The 26,433-nt window shown below is 73.0% G+C and carries 3 protein-coding genes (1 of these 3 cut by a window edge); all 3 read left to right on the forward strand.

Annotated elements, in window-relative coordinates:
* Tightly spaced (at most 13 nt apart), the 3 genes in view from BM43_RS37410 to BM43_RS42470 form a layout consistent with a single transcriptional unit that may run on beyond the window.
* Window positions 1-586 carry the 3' portion of an SDR family NAD(P)-dependent oxidoreductase gene (locus BM43_RS37410; RefSeq protein WP_052710560.1) on the forward strand. The gene continues 10,754 nt to the left of window position 1, outside the view, so 586 of the gene's 11,340 nt are visible here — the last part of the coding sequence; the start codon falls outside the window, past its left edge; its stop codon occupies window positions 584-586.
* Window positions 574-11,436, forward strand: a complete 10,863-nt coding sequence (locus BM43_RS03240; protein ID WP_045577434.1) for an SDR family NAD(P)-dependent oxidoreductase — start codon at window positions 574-576, stop codon at window positions 11,434-11,436. Before BM43_RS37410 ends, BM43_RS03240 begins: the two co-directional genes overlap by 13 nt.
* Before the next feature lie 13 nt (window positions 11,437-11,449).
* Window positions 11,450-26,428, forward strand: a complete 14,979-nt coding sequence (locus BM43_RS42470; protein ID WP_045577435.1) for an SDR family NAD(P)-dependent oxidoreductase — start codon at window positions 11,450-11,452, stop codon at window positions 26,426-26,428.
* Window positions 26,429-26,433 lie beyond the last annotated feature (5 nt).

Here is a 26,433-nt window from a genome sequence, read left to right on the forward strand (position 1 = left end):
CGCACGGGCGTTGGCCCGGGCGCGCGAGGCGATCCACGCGGACTTCGGGCCGGTGCAAGGCCTGGTGCATAGCGCGATCGTGCTCAAGGACCGCGCGCTGGCCGGCATGGACGAGGCGCGCTTCGAGGCGAGCCTGCGCGCCAAGGTCGACACCAGCGTATGGATGGCCGCCGCGTTCGGCGGCGAGCCGCTCGACTTCGTGCTGTTCTTCTCCTCGATGCAGAGTTTCCTGAAGGCGCCCGGGCAGAGCAATTACGCGGCCGGCTGCACCTTCGCCGACGCCTACGCGCGTCATCTCGCGCGCAGCTGGCCGTGCGCCGTGAAGATCATGAACTGGGGCTACTGGGGCAGCGCGGGCGTGGTGGCCGATCCGGCCTACCGGCGGCGCATGGCCGAACTCGGTATCGGCTCGATCGAGGCGGCCGAGGGGATGGACGCGGTCGAGCGCCTGCTCGGTTCGCCGCGGATGCAGCTGGCGGTCGTGCGGCAGCGGCGCGCCGACGACGATTCGAATCAGCGGGACGCTGGATACGACGGCGGGGCCGTCGAAACCGCGCCGGCGATGGAGGCCTTATGGAACGACTGACGACGGTCGCGAAGACCCTGCTCGAACGGCGCAAGCTGCCCGCCAACCGCGAGTTGACGCGGCTCCAGCTGCATCTGCTGTGGCACCGGCTCGGCACGCTCGGCTTCGGGTTGACGCCGACCGGCTGGCAGGTGGGCGAGGCGCTGCTGCCCGGCTATACGCGCTGGCTCGACGAATCGGCGCGGCTGCTGCGCGAGGCCGGGTTCCCCGCCTGCGCCGGGCAGGATGCGCAGACGCTGCGTGCCCGCTGGCGCGAACTGGAGGCGAGCGGCGCCTTCGAACAGGCCGGCGTGGCCAGTCAGGCCCGTCTGGTGGCGGCCACGCTCGAGGCGCTGCCGGATGTGCTGACCGGGCGCCGGCCGATCACCGACGTGCTGTTTCCCGATTCGTCGATGGCCCAGGTCGAGGCCATCTACAAGCACAACGCGCAGGCCGACTATTTCAACGACCTGGCCGCCTGGTGCGTGCGCCGCGTGATCGATGCGCGGCGCGACGAGGGCGTCGACGCGCCGCTGCGCATCCTCGAGATCGGCGCGGGAACCGGCGGTACCAGCGAGCGGATCTTCGAGGCGCTGGCGCCGGTGCGCGAGCGCATCGCCGTGTACACCTACACCGACGTGTCGCGCGCCTTCCTGCAGCACGCCCAGGACAGCTACGTGGCCGCGCATCCCTACGTGGACTGCCGGCTGTTCGACGTCGAGCGGCCGCTCGCGGCCCAACAGATGGCCAGCGGCAGCTACGACATCGTGCTCGCCGCCAACGTGCTGCATGCCACGCGCAATATCCGCCGCACGCTCGACAACGCGAAGGCGCTGCTCAAGCGCAACGGCGTGCTGATCGTCAACGAGATCGTCGAGCGCAGCCTGTTCGCCCACCTCAGTTTCGGGCTGACCGACGGCTGGTGGCTGGTCGAGGACGGCGAGTCTCGGCTCGAGGGCTGTCCGGCGCTGTCGACCGCGCAGTGGGACGCGCGGCTCGGCGAGGCCGGCTTCGATCGCGTGCGCTGGCCCGTGCCCTTGGCCGGCGAGCTTGGCCAGCAGGTGTTCATGGCGCGCAGCGACGGGCGCATCCGTCAGCCGGAGGCCGTGACGCCGCCGTCCTCGCCGTCCTCGCCGTCTTCGTCGGTGAGCGCGTGGCCCGCGCCGGACCTGCCTGCCGGCCGGGAGCATGCCGCGCGGGTGGCGCAGGCGCCGGTCGCGCACGCGGGGAACGACGACGATCCGGCGCTGGTCGATGCGGTTCGGGCCGCGATCGCCAGGCACCTGACCGAGACGCTGCGCGTGCCGGCCGAGCAGATCGCCTACACGGCGCCGTTCGGCGACTACGGCGTCGATTCGATCACCGGCGTGAAGCTCGTGCATCGCCTGAACGACGCGCTCGGCGCGACGCTCGAGACCACCCATCTCTACGACTACAGCACGATCCGGCAACTGGCCGATCATCTCGTGCGCACCAGCGCCGCTGCGCTGCGCGCGCGCCTGCTGCCGGCCCCGGCGGGCCGCGCGGCGGTCATGGCGGACGTGCCGGCACCGCGAGCCGCCCACGCGGCGCCGATGCCGGCCGGGTGCGGCGAGCAGGGCGACGGCGGCAACGACCGCATGGCGAGCCCCTCGCGGGAGCCCGCCGCGGCGGCCCGGGCGGAGCGCCCGCCGCGCGATCCGATCGCCGTGGTCGGCATGAGCGGTCGCTTCGCGCGGGCCGCCGACCTGGATGCGCTGTGGGCCCATCTGGCCAACGGCGACGACCTGGTCGGGCCGGTGACGCGCTGGCCGAAGCCCGCCGGCCGGGCCAGCGGGGATGCCGCCTGGTTCGGCGGCCTGCTCGACGATATCGACCGCTTCGATGCACGCTTCTTCAACATCTCGGCGACCGAGGCCAGCGTGATGGATCCGCAGCAGCGCTTGTTCCTCGAGGAAGCCTGGCAGGCCCTCGAGGCGGCCGGTTATGCGGGCGAGGCGCTCGACGCGGCGCGCTGCGGCGTCTATGTCGGCTACAACGGCGCCGATTACCAGACGCTCGTCGACGAACACGCGCCGGCCCAGGCGATGTGGGGCAACGCGGGTTCTATCCTGTCGGCGCGCATCGCCTACTGCCTGAACCTGCAGGGGCCGGCGGTCACGATCGACACGGCCTGCTCGAGTTCGCTGGTATCGGTGCATCTGGCCTGCCAGGCGCTGCGGGCCAGGGAAATCGACGCGGCGCTGGCGGGCGGCGCGTTCGTGCAGGCCACGCCGGGCTTCTACCTGCTCGCCGGACGCGCCGGCATGCTCTCGCCGACCGGGCGTTGCGCGACCTTCGCCGCCGGCGCGGACGGCTTCGTGCCGGCCGAGGGCGTGGGCGTGGTCATGCTCAAGCGGCTGGCCGACGCGCTGGACGACGGCGACACGATCCATGGCGTGATTCGCGGCTCGGGCATCAATCAGGACGGCACCACCAGCGGCATCACCGCGCCGAGCGCGCTGTCGCAGGAACGCTTGCAGCGCGAGGTCTACGACAGTTGGGGCATCGACGTCGAGACCATCGGCCTGGTCGAGGCGCACGGCACCGGCACGCGGCTCGGCGATCCGGTCGAACATCGCGCGCTGGCCAGCGCGTTCCGCCGCGATACCGCAAAGCGCGGCTTTTGCGCCCTGGGCGCGATCAAGACCAATCTCGGGCATGCCGCCGCCGCCGCCGGTATCGCGGGGTTGCTGAAGCTGCTGCTCGCGCTGCGCCACCGGCAGATCCCGCCTAGCCTGCACTTCGACGCGCCGAACCCGGCGATCGACTTCGCCGACAGTCCGTTCTACGTCAACACGACGCTGCAGGCCTGGAATCCGCCGCCCGGCATGCCGCGCCGCGCCGCCCTGAGCGCCTTCGGCTTCAGCGGCACCAACGCACATCTGGTGATCGACGGCCACGAGGGTGCGGTGCCCGCCGCGCCCGCGCGCCCGGCGCGGCTGCTGGTGCTGTCGGCGCGCACCCCCGAACAATTGCGCGAGCTCGCGCTCAGGCTGGCCCGTCATCTGCGCGCGCAGCCGGCGCTGGACCTGGGCAACGTCTGCCACACCCTGTGCGTGGGCCGTCGCCACCTGGCCCACCGGCTCGCCTGCACGCCCGCCACGCTCGACGAACTGGCGGCGACGCTCGAGAGCTGGCTGGCCGGCGAGGCGCCGCCGCGGCTGTTCACCGGCCATTGCAGCGACGGCGCGCGCCACGAGCGCGCGGTGCTCCGCCATTACGCGACCGATTGCATCGCGCGGCTCGCGCCGGCCGCGCCCGCGCTCGATGCGGCGGATTTCGTCGCGCAACTGGCGGTGCTCGCGGAGCTGTACGTCGAGGGATACGCGCTCGACTATGCACGGCTGTTCGAATACGCGCGCCACGGGCGCGTGCCCCTGCCGACCTATCCGTTCTCGGACGAGCGCTACTGGATTCGCGCGAGCGCACCGGCGGCGGTGCCGGACAGCCGCCCGCGCGATGCCGGCGCGGCGCGCGCGGCGGCCGAGGTCTGGCTCGCGCGGCCGGCCTGGCGCGCCGAGCCCGCGACCCCGGCCGCGACCGCGGGCGGTTTCGCGGGGGATCGCCATGTGTGGGTGCTCGCCGGGCTCGACGACGCGAGCCTCGCGGCGATCGACGGCGAACGTCTGTGCACGGCCGGCCCCGACGACGCGGCATCCTATGTCGAGGCCGCCGCCGCGCTGCTGGAGCGGGTGCGCGGCGTGCTGGAGCATGGCGTGGCGCGGCCGGTCCTGGTCCAGTTGCTGATCGGCGCGGGCGAGGGGGCTGGGTTCGGCGGCCTGGCCGCGCTGCTGAAGACGGCGGTGCATGAAAATCCGAAGCTGCTCGCGCAAACCATCGAGATCGCGGGCCGGCCCGACGGCGAGACCCTGCGGGCCTGGCTCGATGCCGATGCGGCCGATGCCGCCGGCGCGGGCGAGATTCGCCGCGCCGGCGCGCTGCGCGAGGTGCGGCGGCTCGAGCGTGTCGCCGCGCCGGTGCTGGCACCCGAGCCGGTCTGGCGCGACGGCGCGGTGCACCTGATCACGGGCGGTCTCGGCGGTCTCGGCCACGCGTTCGCGAATGCGATCGCGCGGGCCTCGCGCCGGGCGACCCTGGTGCTGGTGAACCGCTCGGCGCCGGATGCGACGGCCCGCGCCCGGGTGGCCGCGCTCGAAGCCCTGGGTGCGCGCGTGGTGGTGTGCCGCGCCGACGTCGCGGACGCGGACGCGGTGCGCGAGCTGGTCCGGCGCGTGGTGCATGAACACGGCGCGCTCGCCTCGGTGATCCATGCCGCCGGCGTGTTGCGCGACAGCCTGATCCTCAAGAAGACCGGCGAGGAGCTGCGCGAGGTGATGGCACCCAAGGTCGCCGGCCTCGTCAATCTCGATGCGGCCACGCGCGAGCTGAGGCTCGATCGCTTCGTCTGCTTCTCGGCGCTCGCGGGGGTCTACGGCAACCCGGGGCAGGCCGACTACGCCGCCGCCAGTGCCTTTGCCGACCGCTTCGCCGCCTGGCGCGAGGCTCGGGTTCGCGAGGGCGAGCGCCACGGGCGCACGCTCGCGATCGCGTGGCCGCTGTGGGCCGACGGCGGCATGCAGATGAACGACCTGGTCAAGGAGCGGATGCTGCGCAGCGGGCTGGGCGAACTCGGCACCGCCGAGGGCTTGGCCGCCTTCGAGGCCGGCCTGGCCGGCGATGCCGCCGAGCTGGTGGTGCTGTGCGGCACCGCGAGCCGGCTCGACGCTTTCGTCGGCGTGCCGCGCGCGGCCGCCGAGGCCGCGCCGGCGCCCGCGCGCAGCCGCCCCGCGGCGCGGCACGACGCGCCGGAAGGATTGCGCGCCGGCGTGCTGGCACGGCTTGCCGGGATGCTGGCCGAGGTCACCAATCTCGATGCGGCGCGCATCGACGGCAACGAGCCCTTCGAGCATTTCGGCATCGACTCGATCATGATCGGCAAGCTCAACCACGCGCTCGACGAGGTATTCGACGCCTTGCCGCGTACGCTGTTCTACGAATACCGGAACCTGGGCGCCTTGGCCGAGCATCTGGTGCGGGAGGACGCGCCGGCCTGCGCGGCATGGCTCGAGGCCGGCGGCGAGCCCGCCGGCCGCGGCGCGCACGAGGCCGCCGAGCGCGCCGGCCGTGCCGCCGCATCCTTGTCGGGCGTGGCGGCCGTGCCCGCGCTGGCGTCGGCGCCCGGCGCGGATACGGCTGTCGAGGACACGACGCGCGCCGAGGCCAGCCTGCCGGCCGCACTCGCGCCCGAGCGGGGCGGCCAGGCCGAAGCCGGCGCGCCGGCGGCCGTATCGAACCCGGCCGGCCCGCGGGCGCAGGACACGCTGCCGTCCGGCTACCAGATCGCGATCATCGGGCTGAGCGGGCGTTACCCGCGGGCGCGCACGCTCGACGACTATTGGGACAACCTGCGCACGGGCCGCGACTGCATCACGGAGATCCCGCCCGAGCGCTGGTCGCTCGAGGGCTTCTACGATCCCCAGGCCGACTGCTCGCCGGGCAATGGCAAGAGCTATTGCAAGTGGGGCGGTTTCCTGGAGGGCTTCGCCGAATTCGATCCCTTGTTCTTCGGCATCTCGCCGCGCGAGGCCGAAAGCATGGATCCGCAGGAGCGGCTGTTCGTCGAGACCTGCTGGGAGGTGATCGAGGATGCCGGTTATACGCGCCGCACGCTGCGTGAGCGGCACGACGGCCGGATCGGCGTCTATGCCGGCATCACCAAGACCGGTTTCGATCTTTACGGCCCCGCGCTGTGGGCGCGCGGCGACGACACCTATCCGCACACCTCGTTCTGTTCCCTCGCGAACCGCGTGTCCTATCTGTTCGACTTCAACGGGCCGAGCCTGGCGTTCGACACCATGTGCTCGTCGTCCCTGGTCGCGATCCACGAGGCCTGCGCGCACCTGCTCGCCGGCGAGTGCGAGCTGGCGATCGCCGGCGGCGTCAACCTGTACCTGCATCCCTCGAACTACGTCGCGCTCTGCGCGCATCGGATGCTGTCGCCCGACGGCCGCTGCAGGAGCTTCGGCGCCGGCGCGAACGGCTATGTGCCGGGCGAGGCGGTAGGCGCGGTCCTGCTCAAGCCGCTGGCGGCCGCGCAGGCCGACGGCGACAACATCCACGGCATCGTGCGCGGCTCGGCGATCAATCACGGTGGCAAGACGCATGGTTATACCGTGCCGAATCCGGGCGCGCAGGGCGCCCTGATCGAGCGGGCGCTCGCGCGTGCCGGCGTCGCCGCGCGGCAGCTCGGTTATGTCGAGGCGCACGGTACGGGCACCGAACTCGGCGACCCGATCGAGATCGCCGGGCTGATGCGGGCGTTCGGCGCCGACGCGATGCCGGCCGAGGACCGGCCTTGCGCGCTCGGCTCGGTGAAGTCGAACATCGGCCATGCCGAGAGCGCGGCCGGCATCGCCGCGGTGACCAAGGTGCTGCTGCAGTTCCGGCATCGCCAGCTCGTGCCGACCCTGCATGTCGACACGCCGAGCCCGCAGATTCGTTTCGAGCGCACGCCGTTGCGCCTGCAGACGCAGCTCGCGGATTGGGATGCCCCCGGCGGGACGCCGCGCCTGGCCGGCGTGTCCTCGTTCGGCGCGGCCGGCACCAATGCGCACGTGGTGCTGCAGGAATACCCGGCGCCCGATGCGAGTCCGGCGGCCGATGGCGAGCCGGTGCTGATCGTGCTGTCGGCGCGCGACGAGCGAGCCTTGCGCGACAGCGCGGCCCGGCTCGGCGCGGCGCTGGCCCGGCGCGGCCACCACGATCGCGACCTGCCCGATATCGCCTGGACGCTGCAGATCGGGCGCGAACCGATGGACGAACGGCTCGCGCTGGTGGTTCGCGACGTGGCGGCGTTGCGCGAGGCACTGGATGCGTTCGCGGCCGACGGCCGTTGTCTCGACGGCGTGCTGCGCGGCAGCGCCGTCGAGCGGCCCGATGCGCTCGGCACGGCCGAGGCCCTGGCCGAGGTGGCGGCGCAATGGCTGGCCCAGCGCCGTTATCGTGAGCTGGCGAAGCTCTGGGTTGCCGGATTCGAGCCCGACTGGCGCGCGCTGACGCCGGCCGGTCGGCCCGCGCGGCGGGTCAGCCTGCCGACCTATCCGTTCGCGCGCGAGTGCTACGGGCTGCCTGTCGTGGCGGTCGCGACCGCCTCCTCGGATGCTCCCGCTCCCGCATCCGCCAGGCCGGTGGACGGCCCGCTCGAATACGAGCCGGCCTGGCTTCCGGCGGCGTCGGCCGAGGCAGCGCTCGATACGACCGGCATCGCGGCGCTGCTCCACGTGAGCGAGGATCCGGCCGTCACGGCGGATGTCTCGGCCGCCTTGCGCGCGGCGGGCGAGACGGTGGTGGTGATTCCCGTGACACGCGAGGCATCGGCGCGGCCGGCCCAAGCGCAGACGATCGTCCTGGACGGCACCGACGAGACGGCATGGCGCGCCGTGTTTGCCGGGTTGCGCGAACGACTGCCGCGGGACGCGGCGATCGGCATCGTCCATGCACATCGCTCGGGCGCGGCACGACTGGCCGAGCTGCATGCGCTGCTGCGCGCGGCGCGGGCCGAGGCGGTGGCGTTGCGGCGGCTGGTGGTGCTGGGTAGCTGGGACGAAGCGCAGGCGCAGGGCTGCGGCGACCAGGCCGCGATCGGGCTGGTTCGCTCGCTGCGGCTGTCGATGCCGCAACTGCGGGCGTCGGTGCTGTTCGGCGAGGGCGGCTTGCCCGATGCGGAGTCGGTGGTTCGGAGCTGGCGCGAGACGAGCGGCGCGGATGTGCTGCGCGAGCGCGCGGGCCGGCGCGAGACGCTGGGCTGGCGCGCGGCGGAGCCGGCGCCGGCTGCGGCGGATCTGCGCGAGCGCGGCGTGTACCTGATCACGGGCGGCGCGGGTGGCTTGGGGCGCTTGTTCGCCCGGCATCTGGCGCGGCGCTGCCACGCGCGCCTGGCGCTGGTCGGGCGTCGCGCGCGGGATGGCGAGATCGACGCGCTGCTCGACGAGTTGCGCGCGCATGGCGCGACGGACGCGGCGTATTTCCCGGCCGAGGTGGCCGACGAGGATGCGCTGCGCGGGGTGGTGGAGACGATTCGCATGCGCTGGGGCGGGCTGCACGGCGTGCTGCATGCGGCGGGCGTGGCCACACGAGGCACGCTGGAGGATCGCAGGCCAGAGGACGTGGAGGCGGTGATATCGCCGAAGGTGGCGGGAACGCAGGCGCTGGACGCGGCGACGGCGGATGAGGCGCTGGATTTCTTCTGTTGCTTCTCGTCGTCGTCGGCGGTGCTGGGCGACAGCGGTGCGGGCGACTACGCGGGCGCGAACGCGTATCAACTGGCGTATGCGGCGTATCGCAACGCGCGGGTGGAGGCGGGCGAGCGCTCGGGGCGGACGGTGTCGGTGGCGTGGCCGCTGTGGCGCGAAGGCGGGATGGGCGCGCAGGAGGGCGAGGCGATCGAGCAGTACCTGCGCAGCAGCGCTCAGCGTTACCTGGAGCGCGAGGAGGGGTTGGCGGCGTGGGAGCGCGCGCTGGCCTCGGGTGCCGCGCAGCGTTTGGTGCTGGCGGGCGATCGCGCCCGCGTCGAGGGCTTCCTCGCGCGCCTGGGCGCGACGCGCCAGGAGACCGGCGCCGAGGCGCCGCCCTCGCTGCCGCGCGTGGCGAGCGGCGAAGCCGATACCTGGCTGCCGGTGCTGGTGCGCGCCGGCATCGAGGCCGTGCTGAAGGTCCCGGGCGAGCGGGTGCGCGATACCACGCCGTTCGCCGACATCGGCTTCGATTCGATCGGCCTGGCTCAACTGGCCAAGTGGCTGAGCCGGCAGCTCGGCGTCGAGGTGATTCCCAGCGTGTTCTTCAGCTACAGCACGGTCGCGACCCTGGCCGCGCATCTGCTCGCCTCGCATGGCGAAGCTCTGATCGCCTCGTCGGCCGCATTACCTGCTGCCTCGCCGGCCCGGGCGACGCCGCCGGGCGCGCCCGCTACGCCCGCGCCCGCCGTGCCGGCAGAATCGGTGCCGATTGCGCCGGCGGCGCCCGTCGCGCAAGCGCGCCAGGCCACGCCGGCGCAACAGCCATCGGAGCCGGCCGGGCGCGCCGGCGCGGTGTTGCCGCCGCCGATCGCCATCATCGGCGTTTCGGTGCGCACGGCGGGGGCGAACGACGCGGGCGAACTCTGGGAACTGCTGCGCGCAGGGCGCCAGGCGATCGGCGAGGTGCCGGCCTCGCGCTGGGACTGGCGGCCGTACTTCAGCGGTCCGGGCGAGGCGTCCAATCGCATCGCCACCAATCGCGGCGCCTTCATCGAGGGGCTGGACGGCTTCGACCCGCTGTTCTTCGAGATCTCGCCGCGCGAGGCGCAGTGGATGGACCCGCGCCAGCGGCTGATCCTGGAGGAAGCCTGGCGGGCCTTCGAGGACGCCGGCTATGCGGGCGAGCGGCTGCGCGGCAGCCGCTGCGGGGTGTTCGTCGGGGTGGAGGAAGGCGTGCCTGGCGAGGCGGCCGACGGCCTGGCGACCAGCCACCACAACGGCATCCTGGCGGCGCGGATTTCGTACGTGCTGGACCTGAAGGGGCCGAACCTGGCGATCAACACGGCCTGCTCGTCGGGGCTGGTGGCGGTGCACGCGGCCTGCCAGAGCGTGCAGCGCGACGAATGCGAGCTGGCGCTGGCCGGCGGCGTGAACGTGCTGAATTCGCCGCTCATGTACCTGGCGCTGACGCAGGGCGGGATGCTGTCGCCGGACGGCGAGTGCTACACCTTCGACGCGCGTGCCAACGGCATGGTGCCGGGCGAGGCGGTGGCGGCGGTGGTGCTGAAGGACCTGGCGCGTGCGCAGGCGGACGGCGACCCGATCCACGGGGTGATCCGCGCGAGCGGGGTGAACTACGACGGCCGCACCAACGGCATCACGGCGCCGAGCGGGCTTTCGCAGCAGCAACTGGTGGAGCAGCTCTACCGGCGCTACCGGATCGACGCGAGCGAGATCGGCTACGTGATCGCGCACGGCACCGGCACCCGGCTCGGCGATCCGGTCGAGGTCAACAGTCTCGCCGACGCTTTCCGCACCTTCACCGACCGGCGCGGCTTCTGCGCGCTCGGCTCGTTCAAGCCGAATCTCGGCCATACCTTCGCGGCCTCGGGCGTGGTGAGCCTGGTCGCGATGCTGGCGGCGATCCGCCACCGGCAGATTCCGCCCTCGGCCAATCATCGCAGCGACAACGAATTCCTCGATCTGCCGAACTCCGCGTTCCGGCTCGTCGAGCATTGCACGCGATGGGAGTCCGATGCGCCGCGCGTGGGCGCGATCAGTGCCTTCGGCATGAGCGGCACCAACGCGCATCTCGTGATTGCCGAATACGTCGACGCGCGCGTGCCGGATGCGGGCCAGGCGTGGCCGGCGGCCGCCTGCCTGGTGCCGCTGTCCGCGCGCCGGCCGGAGCAACTGGTCGATGCCGTGCGCCGGCTGCTGCGCCATCTTGCCGACTTGCGGCGCGATGCCGAGGAGAGCGGCGTCGCGCCGCCGTCGCTGGCCAGCATCGCCTGGACGCTGCAGACCGGCCGCGAGGCGATGAAGCATCGCCTGATCTTCCGCGCCGGCGGGCTCGACGAGCTGTCCGCGCGCCTGGGCGCGTGGCTCGGTGCGGGGCCGGGCCGGGCGCTCGACGACCGCGACACCGATCCGCTCGCGGCCCGCTGGGCGGCGGGCGAAGCGCTCGACTGGCGTGCCGAGTACCCACACGACGTGCCGCGGCGCACGCCGCTGCCCGCCTATCCGTTCACGCGCCGCGCCGCCGCCGGCGAGATCCGTTCGCGCGATCCGTCGGCCCGCCTGCATCCGCTCGTTCACGAAAAACTCTCCGCCTAATCCACGAGGTCGCATGGAAACGAATCACACGTTCAAAACGACGTTGCACGAGCAGGACGCGATCCTGCGCGACCATCGCCTGTTCGACGACGCCGTGCTGCCCGGTACCGCCTACCTCGAGATGGCGCGCGCGGCGGCGCTCAACAGCCTGCGCCACGGCGTCGGCGGACTGGCGAACGTGGTCTGGCGCTCGCCGGTGGTGGTCGGTGCCACGCCCCGCGAGATCCGTATCGACATCGACGAGGGCGGCGAACGCGCGCGCTTCGCGGTACGCGGCGAATCCGGCGAGGCCGGCGCCGCCGGGATCCTGCATTGCGACGGCGAGATCCTCGGCCGCGAAGCCTTGCCCGGGCTCGGGCAGGCGGCGCCGCGGCTCGACCTGGCCGCGCTGGCGCGGCGTTGCCGGCCCGCCTGGCGCGGCGACGCCTTCTACGCCTTCTTCGCGCGGCACGAGATGCGCTACGGCCCGAGCTTCCGCTGCATCGAGCAGCTCTCGCGCGGCGACACCGAGGTGTTCGCGACCTATCGGCTGCCCGCGACGGAGCATGCCGAGGCGGCCGCGTTCGACCTGCACCCGGGGATTCTCGACGGCGCGCTGCAGGCGACCCTCGGCCTGCTGCTCGACGATCTGGACTCGAGCGTCGAGGCGAGCTACCTGCCGTATTCGGTGCGCGAGGTGATCGTGCATGCGCGCACGCCGGAGACGGGCTGCATCGTGGCCCGCTGGAGCGATCCGCTCGCGCATGGCGAGGAGATGCTGAAGTTCGACATCGACCTGACCGACGAGAGCGGCGCCGTGTGCGTGTCCTTGCGCGAATTCGCGAGCCGGCGCATCGCGCGCGAGGCGAGCGCCGAGCTGTTGTTCGGCACCACCGACTGGCTCGACAGCCCGCTGCCCGCGCCGGCGCCGGGCGAGGCGCCCTGGGCCGACACGCTGCTGGCCGTGGCGAACCTGAGCGCCGAGCTCGATGCGCGCCTGCGCGCGCTCGCGCCGTCCGCGATCTCGCTCGAGGCGCTGGTCGACGACGCGGGCGAGCTGCGCGGCGAGCGCCTGGCCGAGCCGGTGATCGCGCTGCTGGATGCGCTGCGCGCGATGCCGAACGGCAAGCGTGCGCGCGCGGTGATGGTGGTGCTCGGCGACGACGCGCGCGCCTGGCCTTATGCCTCGCTCTCGGCGGTGCTGAAGACCTTGCGCCAGGAGTATTCGGGGCTGCGCGCGCGAATCCTGCGCCTCGCGCCGACGCTGTCCGCGCAGGCGGCATGCGAGGCGGTGGCGGCCGAGCTGTGCGAGCCCGAGGATCGCGATGTCGAGGTCCGCTACGACGCGCGGGGCCGTCGCGGCGCGCGTCGTTTCGTGGAGCTCGCGCTGCCGGCGCCGCGCGTGCCCCGCTCGTGCTTCCGCTCGGGCGGCGTCTACTGGATCACCGGGGGCATGGGCGGGCTGGGGCGGCTGTTCGCCGAGCACGCGGCCGCCACGCGCGGCGTGACGCTGGTGCTGAGCGCGCGCACGGCCGCCTCCGCCGAGGACGAGGCCTGGCTCACCCGGCTGCGCGCGAGCGGGGCGAACCTCGAACATCGCCGCGTCGACCTCACCGATGCCGGCGCGCTGCGCGCCTGCTACGAGGCGATCGTCTCGCGGCATGGGCATCTGGACGGCATCATCCATGCCGCCGGCGTGCTGCGCGATGGTTATGTCGAGAGCAAGACGGCCGACGCGGTAAGGGATGTCTTCGCCGCGAAGGCCGCCGCGCTCGTCGAGCTCGATGCGATCACGGCCGATGCGCCGCTCGACTTCTTCGTGCTGTTCGCCTCGATCGCCGGTATCTGGGGCAATGCGGGGCAGGCCGACTACGCCGGCGCGAATGCCCTGCTCGACGCCTTCGCGATCGAGCGCAACCGGCTGGTCGCCGAGGGGCGGCGCGCCGGACGCACGCTGTCGATAGACTGGCCGCTGTGGCGCACGGGCGGCATGAACGTCGACGCCGCCAGCGAGCGCCGCACGCGCCGCGCCTACGGGCTCGCCATGCTCGAGCGCCAGGCCGGCATGCTCGGCTTCGAGCGCGCGATGGCCGCGCCGCACGATCACGTGGTCGTGCTGTGCGGCGATGCCGAGCGCATCCGTGGCTGGGTCGCGGGCCCGGCCCAGGCGAAGCCGGTTGCCGGTGCCGCCCCGGCCGCGGCGGGCGTGCCCGCTCCCGCACCGATTGCCGATGCCGCCGAGCTGGGCGCGCGCGTCGACGCGGCGCTGGCGCGCGCGGTCTGCGAGATCCTGCGCATCGGCGAATCCGATGTCGACGCCGAGACCGACTTCAGCGCCTATGGCTTCGATTCGATCAGCCTGACCGAATTCAGCAACCGGATCGGCGAGCGCCTCGGCGTCGAGCTGCTGCCGACCATCTTCTACGAATACCCCTCGCTGCTCGCGCTGCGCGGCTTCCTGCTCGCCGAGCATGGCGCCGCGCTCGCCGCCGCGCTGCAGGTGCAGCCGGCCGCGCGGCGGCAGGTCGAGCCCGATCCCGAACCCCATCGCGAGTCGAATCGCGAGTCCAATCCCGGCGCAGCCGCCGTTGGCCTGCCCGAGGGCGTCGCGGCGGCTGTCGCGACGCCCGGGCCGGCGCCGCGCTCGGCGTCGACATCGGCACCGACACCGACACCGACACCGACACCGACACCGACACCGACACCGCTGGCGCTCGACGCGATGCCGGCCGGCGCGGTCGCGATCGTCGGCTTCAGCGGGCGCTTTCCGCGCGCTCGCTCGCTCGACGCGTTCTGGACCAACCTGCTCGAGCAGCGCGACTGCATCGACGAGATCCCGGCCGAGCGCTGGGACTGGCGGGCGATCCACGGCGACCCGCACGAGCCGGGCAATCGCACCACGATCCGCTGGGGCGGTTTCATCGACGAGATCGCCGCGTTCGATTCGCAATTCTTCGGCATCTCGCCGAGGGAGGCCGAGCTGATGGATCCGCAGCAGCGATTGCTGATGGAGCACGTCTGGGCCGCCATGGAGGATGCCGGCTATTCGGCGAAGTCGATCGCCGGCAGCCGCACCGGCGTGTTCCTCGCGATCGGCCCGGGCGGCTACCGCCAGAGCGCCTCGCAGCCGATCGAGAGCTACAGCGCGACCGGGGCGGTGCCGTCGATGGCGCCGAACCGCATCTCGTTCCTGCTGAACCTGCACGGCCCGAGCGAGCCGGTCGAGACCGCCTGCTCGAGCTCGCTGGTGGCGGTGCATCGCGCCATGCGGGCGATCGAGGCGGGCGATTGCGAACAGGCCTTCGTCGGCGGGGTCAACACCATCGTCTCGCCGGAGCTGCATATCTGTTTTTCCAAGGCGGGCATGCTGAGCCCCGACGGGCGTTGCAAGACCTTCTCGCGCGAGGCGAACGGCTATGTGCGCGGCGAGGGCGTCGGCGCGATGCTGCTGCGCCCGCTCGGGCGCGCCATCGCGGACGGCGACACCATCCACGGCGTGATCCGCGCGGTCAGCGTGAACCACGGCGGTCGCGCGGCCTCGCTGACCGCGCCGAATGTCCAGGCGCAGGCGGCCCTGCTGACCGACGCCTATCGCCGCGCCAACCTCGACATTCGCACCGTGAGCTATGTCGAGGCCCACGGCACCGGCACCTCGCTCGGCGATCCGGCCGAGATCAACGGCCTGAAGCGGGCCTTCGCGACGCTCTACGAGCAGCAGCAGGCACGCGTCGAACGCGTCCACTGCGCGCTGGGCAGCGTGAAGAGCAGCATCGGCCACCTCGAGGTCGCGGCCGGCATGGCGGGCCTCTTCAAGGTGCTGCTGGCGATGCGCCACGGCGTGCTGCCCGGCACGCTGCATTGCGAGGACACCAATCCCTATATCGAACTCGAGGGCACGCCTTTCGAGATCCTGAAGCAGAACCGCGCCTGGACGCGACTGAGCGATGCGCGCGGCGCGCCGGTGCCGCGTCGCGCCGGGATCAGCAGTTTCGGTTTCGGCGGCGTGAACGCGCATCTGGTCGTCGAGGAGTATCTCGATGCGCGCCCGGGCGCCGACGCGGCGGCGGGCGACCGGGCCGCGCCCTTGCCCGTGCAGACCGTCGTGCCCTTGTCGGCCAGGAGCGCCGCGAGCCTGCGCGACTACGCGCTGGCCCTGCTCGCCTTCGTCGAGGGCGCCGGCACGGCGCGTCCCGCCTTGCGCGAGCTGGCCTGGACGCTGCAGGTCGGCCGCGATGCGATGGCGTATCGCGTCGCCTTCGTGGTCGCGAGTCTCGACGAGCTGGCCGAACGCCTGCGTCGCTTCCTGGACGGCGAGACGCGCTTCGACGGCATCCATGTGGCCGAGGCGGCAGGCGAGCGCGACGGTATCCGGCTGCTCAACGGCGACGACGACGCGCGCACGATGATCGCGAGCTGGATCGCGCAGCGCAAGTGGTCGTCGCTGGCGCGGGCCTGGGCCGCGGGCCTCGAGGTGGACTGGCGCATGGCGGTGCCGCCGGGGGCCTTGCCGCGGCGTATCCAGGCGCCGACCTATCCGTTCGCGCGCGAGCTGCATTGGGTGGCGCGCGACGATGCCGCCGTCGTCGAGGCGGTCGCGATGCCGCTGCTCGAGTACGAGCCGGCGTGGCTTCCCGCGCCCGACGCGGCGGCTGACGCGGCACGGGCGCCGGAGCGCGATGCGGAACCGGTGCGGCTGCTGCATTTCGCCGAGAGCGCGGGCGCCTCGCATGCGCTCGAAGGTGCCCTGCGCGAGCACGGCGCGCCGGTCGAGCTGATCCGGGTGACGCGCGGCGCGCTGAACGGGCGCCTCGGCCGCCGGCACTTCGAGGTGGCCGCGATGGACGAGGCCACGCTGCGGGACCTGCTGGCCGCCTGCGACGCCGGGACCAGCGCGCAGGGTGCCGTCGACATCGTGTACGGATGGCGCGGCGATCCGTCGAGCCTGGCCGAGCTGCACGCGCTGCTGCGCGCGGCGCGGGCCGAGGCGGTGGCGCTGCGGCGGCTGGTGGTGCTGGGTAGCTGGGACGAAGCGCAGGCGCAGGGCTGCGGCGACCAGGCCGCGATCGGGCTGGTTCGCTCGCTGCGGCTGTCGATGCCGCAACTACGAGCGTCGGTGCTGTTCGGCGAGGGCGGCTTGCCCGATGCGGAGTCGGTGGTTCGGATCTGGCGCGAGACGAGCGGCGCGGATGTGCTGCGCGAGCGCGCGGGCCGGCGCGAGACGCTGGGCTGGCGCGCGGTGGCGCCGGCGCCGGCTGCGGCGGATCTGCGCGAGCGCGGCGTGTACCTGATCACGGGCGGCGCGGGTGGCTTGGGACGCTTGTTCGCCCGGCATCTGGCGCGGCGCTGCCACGCGCGCCTGGCGTTGGTCGGGCGTCGCGCGCGGGATGGCGAGATCGACGCGCTGCTCGACGAGTTGCGCGCGCATGGCGCGACGGACGCGGCGTATTTCCCGGCCGAGGTGGCCGACGAGGATGCGCTGCGCGGGGTGGTGGAGACGATTCGCACGCGCTGGGGCGGGCTGCACGGCGTGCTGCACGCGGCGGGCGTGGCCACGCGAGGCACGCTGGAGGATCGCAGGCCAGAGGACGTGGAGGCGGTGATATCGCCGAAGGTGGCGGGAACGCAGGCGCTGGACGCGGCGACGGCGGGCGAGACGCTGGATTTCTTCTGTTGCTTCTCGTCGTCGGCGGCGGTGCTGGGCGACAGCGGTGCGGGCGACTACGCGGGCGCGAACGCGTATCAACTGGCGTATGCGGCGTATCGCAACGCGCGGGTGGAGGCGGGCGAGCGCTCGGGGCGGACGGTGTCGGTGGCGTGGCCGCTGTGGCGCGAGGGCGGGATGGGCGCGCAGGAGGGCGAGGCGATCGAGCAGTACCTGCGCAGCAGCGCTCAGCGTTACCTGGAGCGCGAGGAGGGGTTGGCGGCGTGGGAGCGCGCGCTGGCCTCGGGCGCCGCGCAGCGTTTGGTGCTGGCGGGCGATCGCGCCCGCGTCGAGGGCTTCCTCGCGCGCCTGGGCGCGACGCGCCAGGACGAGCAGGCCGGCTCGATATCCACCGGCTTTCATGACGAGGAAGACGAAACCATGAGTGCTCCGCTGCAAGATGCGGCCGACCATGACGCAACCGATGCGTTCCAGCGCTGGCTGCATGCCGGCATCCGGGCCGGCGTCGAATCCTTGTTGAAGCTTTCCGGCGAGCGCTTGCGCGATACCGCGAACTTCGCCGATCTCGGTTTCGATTCGATCGGCCTGGCGCATTTCGGCCGCTGGTTGAGCCGGCGTTTCGGCATCGACGTCACGCCCGACCTGTTTTTCGACCACAGCACCATCGTGGCGCTCGTCGCGCATCTGTCCGCGGCGTCGCGCGAGGCGCTGATCGAACGTTGGCGCGCCGATACGCGAGGGGCAGCCGTGCCGCCCACCGCGGCGCGGGCCGATCTCGCTCGGCCCGCCTCCACGTCACGCGCACGCACGGCGCGGCCCGCCAATGCCTTCGCCGCGAACCGGAGCGAAGCGACACGGCCGGATCAGGGCGGGGTAGCGATCATTGGCGTTTCGGTGCGCACGGCGGGGGCGAACGACGCGGGCGAGCTCTGGGAACTGCTGCGCTCGGGACGCCGGGCGATCGGCGAAGTACCGGCCTCGCGCTGGGACTGGCGGCCGTACTTCAACGGCCCGGGCGAGGCGTCCAATCGCATCGCCACCCATCGCGGCGCCTTCATCGAGGGGCTGGACGGCTTCGACCCGCTGTTCTTCGAGATCTCGCCGCGCGAGGCGCAGTGGATGGACCCGCGCCAGCGGCTGATCCTGGAGGAAGCCTGGCGGGCCTTCGAGGATGCCGGCTACGCGGGCGAGCGGCTGCGCGGCAGCCGCTGCGGGGTGTTCATCGGGGTGGAGGAAGGCGTGCCGGGCGAGGCGGCCGACGGCCTGGCGACCAGCCACCACAACGGCATCCTGGCGGCGCGGATCTCGTACGTGCTGGACCTGAAGGGGCCGAACCTGGCGATCAACACGGCCTGCTCGTCGGGGCTGGTGGCGGTGCACACGGCCTGCCAGAGCGTGCAGCGCGGCGAATGCGAACTGGCGCTGGCCGGCGGCGTGAACGTGCTGAATTCGCCGCTCACCTACGTGGCGCTGACGCAGGGCGGGATGCTGTCGTCGAGCGGCGAGTGCCATGCGTTCGACGCGCGCGCGGACGGCATGGTGCCGGGCGAGGCGGTGGCGGCGGTGGTGCTGAAGGACCTGGCGCGTGCGCAGGCGGACGGCGACCCGATCCACGGGGTGATTCGCGCGAGCGGAGTGAACTACGACGGTCGCACCAACGGCATCACGGCGCCGAGCGCGCGTTCGCAACGCGCGCTGATCAGCGAGGTGCTGGAGCGGGGCGGGGTCGAGGCGGAGCGGATCGAGGCGGTGCTGGCGCACAGCGTGGGTTCGCCGCTGGGGGATCCGATCGAGGCGCGGGCATTGTGCGAGGCGCTGGGTGAGGGGCTGAATGAGGGGCTGAATGAGGGGACGCAGACGCGGGTGCTGGGCTCGGTGAAGCCGCAGATCGGGCATACCTTCGCGGCGTCGGGGGTGGTGAACGTGATTGCGATGTGCGCGTCGCTGCGGCACGAGCTTCGGCTGGGCATCGCGAACCATGAGGTGGCGAACCCGGATCTGCGGATCGGCGATGGGGCGCTGAGCCTGGGTGCCGGGGCGCAGCCGTGGCCGAAGCGGGCGGGGGTGGCGCGCTGCGGTCTGGTGAGCGCGACGGGGATGAGCGGGACGAATGCGTGCGTGGTGATCGAGGAGGCGCCGGAGGCGGCGTCGGGCGCGGTTGGGAAGGAGGCGAGGCGGGAGTGGCTGGTGAAGCTGTCGGCGCGGGAATCGGGTGCGCTGCGGGAATCGGCGCGTCGCCTGCGGGCCTGGCTGGGCGGCGAGGCCGGGGCGGAGGTGGAGCTGGACGCCTTGTCGCTGACGCTGGACGTGGGGCGGGAGGCGATGCGTTATCGGCTGGCGATGGTGGTGGGGGCGGGAGGATCGGAGGAGGGACGCTTGGGGCTGATGGCGGCGCTGGACGCGTATCTGGAAGGCGCGGAGGGCGCCGCGTTGGCAGGCAAGGGCGTTTATGTCGGCGAGGTGGCGGACGAGGGGATGGAGGAAGCGGGAAGCGCGGCGCTCTCGAAGGCATCGGCGCTGTCTGGCCAGGCGCGGGACTGGTGCGAGGGGCTGCGCACGGACGATGCGGTGCTGCACCGAGGCGGCCGGCCGAGGCGTCTCGCCGGGCTGCCGACTTATCCGTTCGCGCGCCGTCCGCTCGGCCAGCCGCCGGCTGCCGAAGCATCGCCGGCCTGGACGGGCGGCACGGGCGGTCCGGGCGGTCCGGGTGACAAGGCCGCCGAGTACTACACCTTCGACGCGCAGCGCCGTTCCGATACCTATCACGAGGAATACCTGACGTTCTGCCCGTTCGAGCGCGAGCAGCCGGGCTTCTCGATGACGCGCGTGCTGAGCGCGCCCGAAGCCTATCCCGACGAGTATCGCCAGGTGCTCGACAAGCAGAAGGAAATGCGCGCGGTGACGTTCCGCCACGAGCGCTTCGAGCGCGTTGGCCGCGTGCTCGACATCGGCTGCGGCTGCGGCAGCGATCTGATCGAGCTGGCCTTGCGGCACCCCGCGCTGCACGCCGACGGCTTCACGATCACGCCGGCGCAGGCGGAGCTCGGCAATCGGCGGATCGCCAATCTCGGTATCGCGGAACGCGTCAGGATCCGCCATGCCGACAGCTCGCGCGACGCCTTCCCGCATCGCTACGATCTCGTGATCGGCTTCGAGGTGAGCTGCCACATCGCCGACAAGACGGCCCTGTTCTCGAACATCCGGCGCTCGCTCGCGCCCACCGGCAGCATCCTGCTGATGGACTTCATCGCGAACCTGCGCGGCTCGATCGTCGACGACAAGGTGGACATCGCGATCTCTCCGCAGGCCGAATGGGCGAACGTGCTGGCCGAGCAGGGGCTGGTGATCGACGACCTGGTCGATCTCAGCGAGGGGATCGCCAACTACGTGTTCGATCCCGACGTCGAGCGCAATATCGCGCACTTCCCCGAAGCCGCGCGACGCTCGTCGCGCAACTTCGCGAACATGGCGGTATCGCTGCGGCAGAACTGGATCAGCTATTGCCTGTTCCGCATCGTCGTCGACCGGCATGGACGATCCACCGAGGCGCTGCGCGCCGCGAACGCGGCCGTCATCGCGCGCCGCACGCCGTATCGCGAGGCGCTGGCCGACCTGTTCGCGCGCCGCGACGGCAGCGGCGATATCGGCCTGACCGCGGCGGTGATGGCGGCCGCGTCGCGGCAGGCGCCGGCCAGGGAGGCGGCAAAGGAGGCTGTGCAGCAGGCGGCACCCGCGCCGCAGCCCGCCGCCGCGCCGTCGGCCGGAGCGCGCGCCGCGACGGTGCGCGAGGCGCTCGAGCGCGTGATGATCGACACGCTGGGCGTGAGCCCGGCGGAATTGCGCGCCGCGCGCTCGTTCGCCGAACTGGGCGTCGATTCGCTGCTCGCGGTGCGGCTGCTCGAGGCGATCAACGTCGCGTTCGACCTGCACGAGCCGACCAGCGTGATGTTCGAGTTCCACGACACGCAGGCGCTGGCCGCGCACCTGGAAACGCGTGGCGCCCGCGTGGCGGCGCTGCCTGCCGAGGCGGCCGTCGCGCTGGCGGGCGTGCCCGCGGCACGAGCCGATTCGCGACCCGCCGGGCCGGCGCTCGAGCCGGGCGCGGGGCACGAGGGGCTGCCCGGCCCATCGCCGGAAGCCTTGCTGCCCGGCACGCAGCCGGCTCGCGACGGCATCGCCGTGGTCGGCATGGCCTGTCGCTGCGCGGGCGCGCAGGATCCGGCCGCATTCTGGAAGCTGGTCGCGCGCGGCGAGATCCATCTCGATTCGGTCGCCGCGCGCCGTCCCGCCTGGGGCGAGTACCTGGCCGCGCACGAGATCGACGCGCAGTCGCTGCGCGCCGGATTCGCCGACGACATCGATGCCTTCGATCCGCTGTTCTTCGACATCTCGCCAGTCCAGGCCGAACAGATGGACGCCTCGCAGCGCGTCCTGCTGGAGGGCATCCACGCCGCCATCGAGGATGCCGGTTACGATCCGGCCTCGCTGGCGGCGCGCGAGGTGGGCACCTTCATCGGCTCGATGGGCGTGGCCGGCGCCGACAGCCTCTCGCATCACGCGATGCTCGGCAACGACGGCGCGATCCTGTCCTCGCGGATCGCCTACCACCTGAACCTGAGCGGCCCGGCGATGACGGTCAACACCGCCTGCTCGTCGGCCCTGGTCGCGATCTCGCTGGCCTGCGACAAGCTTCGTGCCGGCGAGCTGGACATGGCGATCGCGGGCGGCATCACGCTCTACACGCAGCCGGCTTCCTTCGTGATGATGCGCAATGCCGGCATGCTGTCGCCGAGCGGCGCCTGCCGCCCGTTCGACGACGGCGCCGACGGCATCGTGGTGGGCGACGGCATGGGCGTGGTGGTGCTGATGCCGGCCGAGCGGGCGCGCGCCGAGGGCGCGCACGTGTACGGCGTGATCCGCGCGATCGGCACCAACCAGGACGGCAGGACCTCCGGCATCACCGCGCCGAGCTTCCTGGCGCAGAGCCGCCTGGAGACGCAGGTCTATCGTGCGGCGCGGCTGTCGCCCGAGGCCCTCCAGTACGTCGAGGCGCACGGTACCGGCACCCGGCTCGGCGATCCGGTCGAGCTGCATGCGCTGACCGAGGCGTTTCGCGGTTTCACCGCGCGGCGGAGTTTTTGCGCGATCGGCTCGGTGAAGGCCAATATCGGCCATGCCACGGCTGCGGCCGGCGCGCTCGGGCTGATCAAGGTGCTGCTGGCGATGCGCCATGCGACGCTGCCGCCGGTCAGCGGCTTCGCGCAGCCGAACCGGCACGTCGATTTCGCGGCGAGCCCGTTCCGTGTCGAGACGCAGGCGCGGCCCTGGCTGCCCGGCGAGGACGGGATGCGCCGCGCGGCACTCAGTGCCTTCGGTTTCAGCGGGACCAATGCCCACCTGGTAGTCGAGGCCGAAGCCGTGCCCGAGGCCGGCGAGGCCATCGAGGCCGTGCTGCCCGGCGGCCTCGAGATCGTGCCGCTGTCGGCGCGCCAGCCCGCGCAGCTCGAGGCCGTGGCGCGGCGGCTGCTGGCCTTCCTCGAGGGCGAGGGAGCGCGCAGCGCGCTGGGCGACCTTGCTTGGACCCTGCAGGTCGGTCGCACGGCGCATGAATATCGCGTCGCATTCACGGTGCCCGATCTCGCGGCGCTGAAGGGCGCCTTGTCGGCCTGGCTCGCGAGCGGCGCGGCCGAGCGGCTGGTGCCGGTACGCGGCGAGGCGCGCCCGCCCATCGAGGCCCATGCGGGCCTCGATCCCGCCGCCCGCGCGACCGCCTGGAGCGCCGGCGGCCTGGCCGACTGGTCCGCCTGGCGAGCGCGACCGGCCCGGCGGATCCCGCTGCCGACCTATCCGTTCGCCCGGCAGCGTTTCGGCACGCCCACGCCGCCGCCCACTTCCGGGCAGGCCGGCCCGGGCGCCGCGCGTGCCACGGCGGCCGCGGCGGGGCGTCGTGCGGCGCTGGCCGCCAAGCAATGGCACGCGGCGCCGCTCGCGGCTGGCCGTCGCGTGGAAGGCCGGGTCGAGATCCTGGCGACGCCGGCACTGGCCGATTTCGCCGCCTCGCTCGCGCGCGAGCTGCCCGACGCGCGTATCTGGCTCGACCACGAACTCGCGGCGGCGCCCGCGCACGCGGAACACTGGCGAGGCTCGCGCGGCTGCCTGGACCTGAGCGCGCTCGATCCCGTCTCCTCGACCGGCCACCACGCGGCCTGGTTCGGCTGGCTGCAGCGCCTGGTGGAGCATGCCGACGCGACGCTCGAGGCGCCGCTGATGGTGCAGCAATGGACCGCCGGGCTCGCGGGCCACCCGCGACCGTCGCTGGCCGGCGCGGCACGCAGCGGCCTGTATCGGATGCTGCAGAGCGAATACCGTCGCGTGGTCTCGCGCCATGTCGATACCGATCTCGATGCCGGCGCCGACCGCGCCGCGCTGATCGCGCAGATCGTGGCCGAGTTCGCCGCCGACGACGGCATGCCCGAGGTGCGCTACCGGGGCGGCGTGCGCGAGCGCGCCGTGCTCGACTGGATCGAGCCGCCGGCGCGGCAACCGGAAGGTAAATCGGTCGAGCCGGGCTGGCCGGCCGACGGCGTGCTGTGGATCACCGGCGGCACGCGCGGTATCGGCATGCGGCTCGCGCATCACTTCGCGACGCGCCACGGCGTACGCGGCTTCGTGCTCGCGGGCGAGCGGCCGCTGCCGCCGCGCGCGAGCTGGCCGGCGCTTGCCGCCGGCGCCGAGGATCCGCTGCTGCGCCGCAAGCTGTCGGACCTGCTCGCGCTCGAGGCGCTCGGCGCGCAGGTGCGCGTGACGAGCGCGCCGCTGACCGATCTCGCTGCCTGGCGGGCCGCCGTCGAGGCCCTGAGCGCCGAACTGGGCGAGCCCTTCGGCCTGATCCATTGCGCCGGCCGCGTCGATTTCGAGGCACCGGCCTTCGTGCGCAAGACGGCCGAATCGGTCGCCGCCGTGAGCGCGCCGAAGGTGGCCGGCGTCGAGACGCTGCGGGCGGCCTTCGCGGACCGGCCGCTGCGCTTCGTGCTGCTGTGTTCGTCGATCTCGGCCGCGCTGCCGGCGATCGCGGTCGGGCAGGCCGAGTACGCGGCGGCGAACGCCTATCTCGACCACGTCGCCGAGGCCGGTTTCGGGCCGCGCGCTGCGCGCTGCGTCAGCATCCAGTGGCCGAGCTGGCGCGATACCGGCATGGGCGCGGCCAGCGGTGCCGCGCATCGCGACGGCGGCCTGCTGGCCTGCAGCGACGAGGAAGGGCTGGCCTTTCTCGATGCGATCCTCGCCGGGGCGACCGGGCCGGTGGTGACGCCGCTGGTGGTCGATCCGTCCCGCTTCGCCTTCGCCGCGCTCGGCGGCGTGCGCGCGGCGCGGGCGAGCAGCGAGCCGGCGCGCTTGGCGCAGGCCGCGGCCGGCGGCGATGCCGGGGTGGCCGTCGACAAGTCCGCCGAAGCCGGCCGCGCGGCGCCGGCGGACCCGGGGGCGGCGGCGAGCGCCTGGCTCGCGCGCATCGTGGGCGACGAGTTGAAGATCGCCCACGACGCGCTCGATGTCGAACGCCGCTTCGACGACTACGGCGTCGACTCGATCATGCTCGCGCAGATGGTCAAGCGTATCGACGCCGGCCTGCCCGGCACCCACCTCGATCCCTCGGCCCTGCTGGAGCACCCGAGCGTCGCGCGGCTGGCGGCGTATCTGCTGGGAAGCTGTCGCGAGGCGGTGATGCTCGCGGTGAGCGGCGGCCGGCGGGATGCGGCCGCGAGCGAGGCTGTCGTCGCGCCCGGCCCGGTCGAGCCCGCCGAGCCGGCCGGTTCGGCCGATACGCCTCGCGAGGCCGGCCCGGCGCCCGCGCGCGACCCGCGGGCGGGCGGCGGCGCGCGCGAGCGGATCGCGGTGGTCGGCATGGCCTGCCATTTCCCGGCCGCGCAGGACATCGACGCCTTCTGGCGCAACCTGCGCGACGGCCGCGACTGCATCGGCGAGGTGCCTGCCTCGCGCTGGAGCGTCGCGCGGCACTACGGCGGCCCCGATTACGCGGACGGCAAGAGCGTGACGCACCAGGGCGGTTTCCTGGACGACATCGAGTCCTTCGATCCGGGCTATTTCGGCATTCCGGAGGCGGTCGCGCCCGGCGTCGATCCGCTCGCGCGGCAGTGGCTGGAAGTCAGCGCCGAGGCGCTGGCCGATGCGGGTTATACCCGCCAGGACGTGTGGGGCCGGCGAGTCGGCGTGTTCTGCGGCTCGCGCACCAGCAATTATTCGTCGCGGCTCGCCCAGCTCGACAGCAAGGCGGTGATCGGCGTCGGCCAGAACTTCATCTCCGCGCATCTCTCGCACTGCTACCACCTCGGCGGCCCGAACGTGGTGGTCGATACGGCCTGCGCCAGCGCGCTGACGGCCATCCATCTCGCCGCGCAGAGCCTGCGCAGCGGCGAGTCCTCGCTGGCCATCGCCGGCGGCGTGGACATCCTGCTCGATGAGGGGCCGTTCCTGCTGCTGAGCAGCGCGCGCATCCTGTCGGCGGGCGGGCGCTGCCGGACCTTCGACGAAGGCGCGGACGGCATCGGCATCGGCGAGGGATGCGGCGTGCTGATTCTCAAGCGCCTGTCGGACGCGGTGCGCGAGGGCAACAAGATCTACGGCGTGATCGACGGCTCGGCCGTCAATGCCGACGGCAGCACGATGGGGATCACCACGCCGAACCCCGAGCGGCAGCGCGAGCTGATCGAACTGGCGATCGCCGACGCGGCGGTCGACGCGGCCAGCATCAGCTATGTCGAGGCGCACGGCACCGGCACCTTGATCGGCGATCCGATCGAGCTGCGCAGCCTGACCGCGGTGCTCGCGCCGCATCACCGCGCGGCGCGCGCCTGCGGCGTGGGCAGCGTCAAGAGCAACCTGGGGCATCTGCTCAGCGCGGCGGGCGCGGCCGGCATGGTCAAGGTGCTGCTCTCGCTCGCGCACCGCGCGCTGCCGCCGACCCTGCACTGCGACACGCCGAATCCGCGCTTCGATTTCGAGGCCTCGCCGCTCTATCCGGTGCGCGAGCTGCAGGCCTGGGCGGGCGTGGACGGCGTGCTGCGGGCCGGCATCAGCGCGTTCGGTCTGGGCGGCCACAACGCGCACCTGATCGTCAGCGACGAGGGCGTGCCCGATGCGCTGCGCGCCGACACCGTGCCGCGCGCCGGCCCGGTGCGTTACGCGCGCCGCCGCTACTGGATCGGCGAGGCCCGGTCGGATGCGCTCGCGCCGGCGGCGCCGCTCGAGCGGGAGCCGCTGCCCGCCGAGGCGATGGGCGCCTATTTCGCGATTCGCCGCACCGATGCGGACGACACCGTTGCCGCGCACTAATCAGT

Source organism: Burkholderia gladioli (assembly GCF_000959725.1).
GTDB classification, from domain to species: Bacteria; Pseudomonadota; Gammaproteobacteria; order Burkholderiales; family Burkholderiaceae; genus Burkholderia; species Burkholderia gladioli.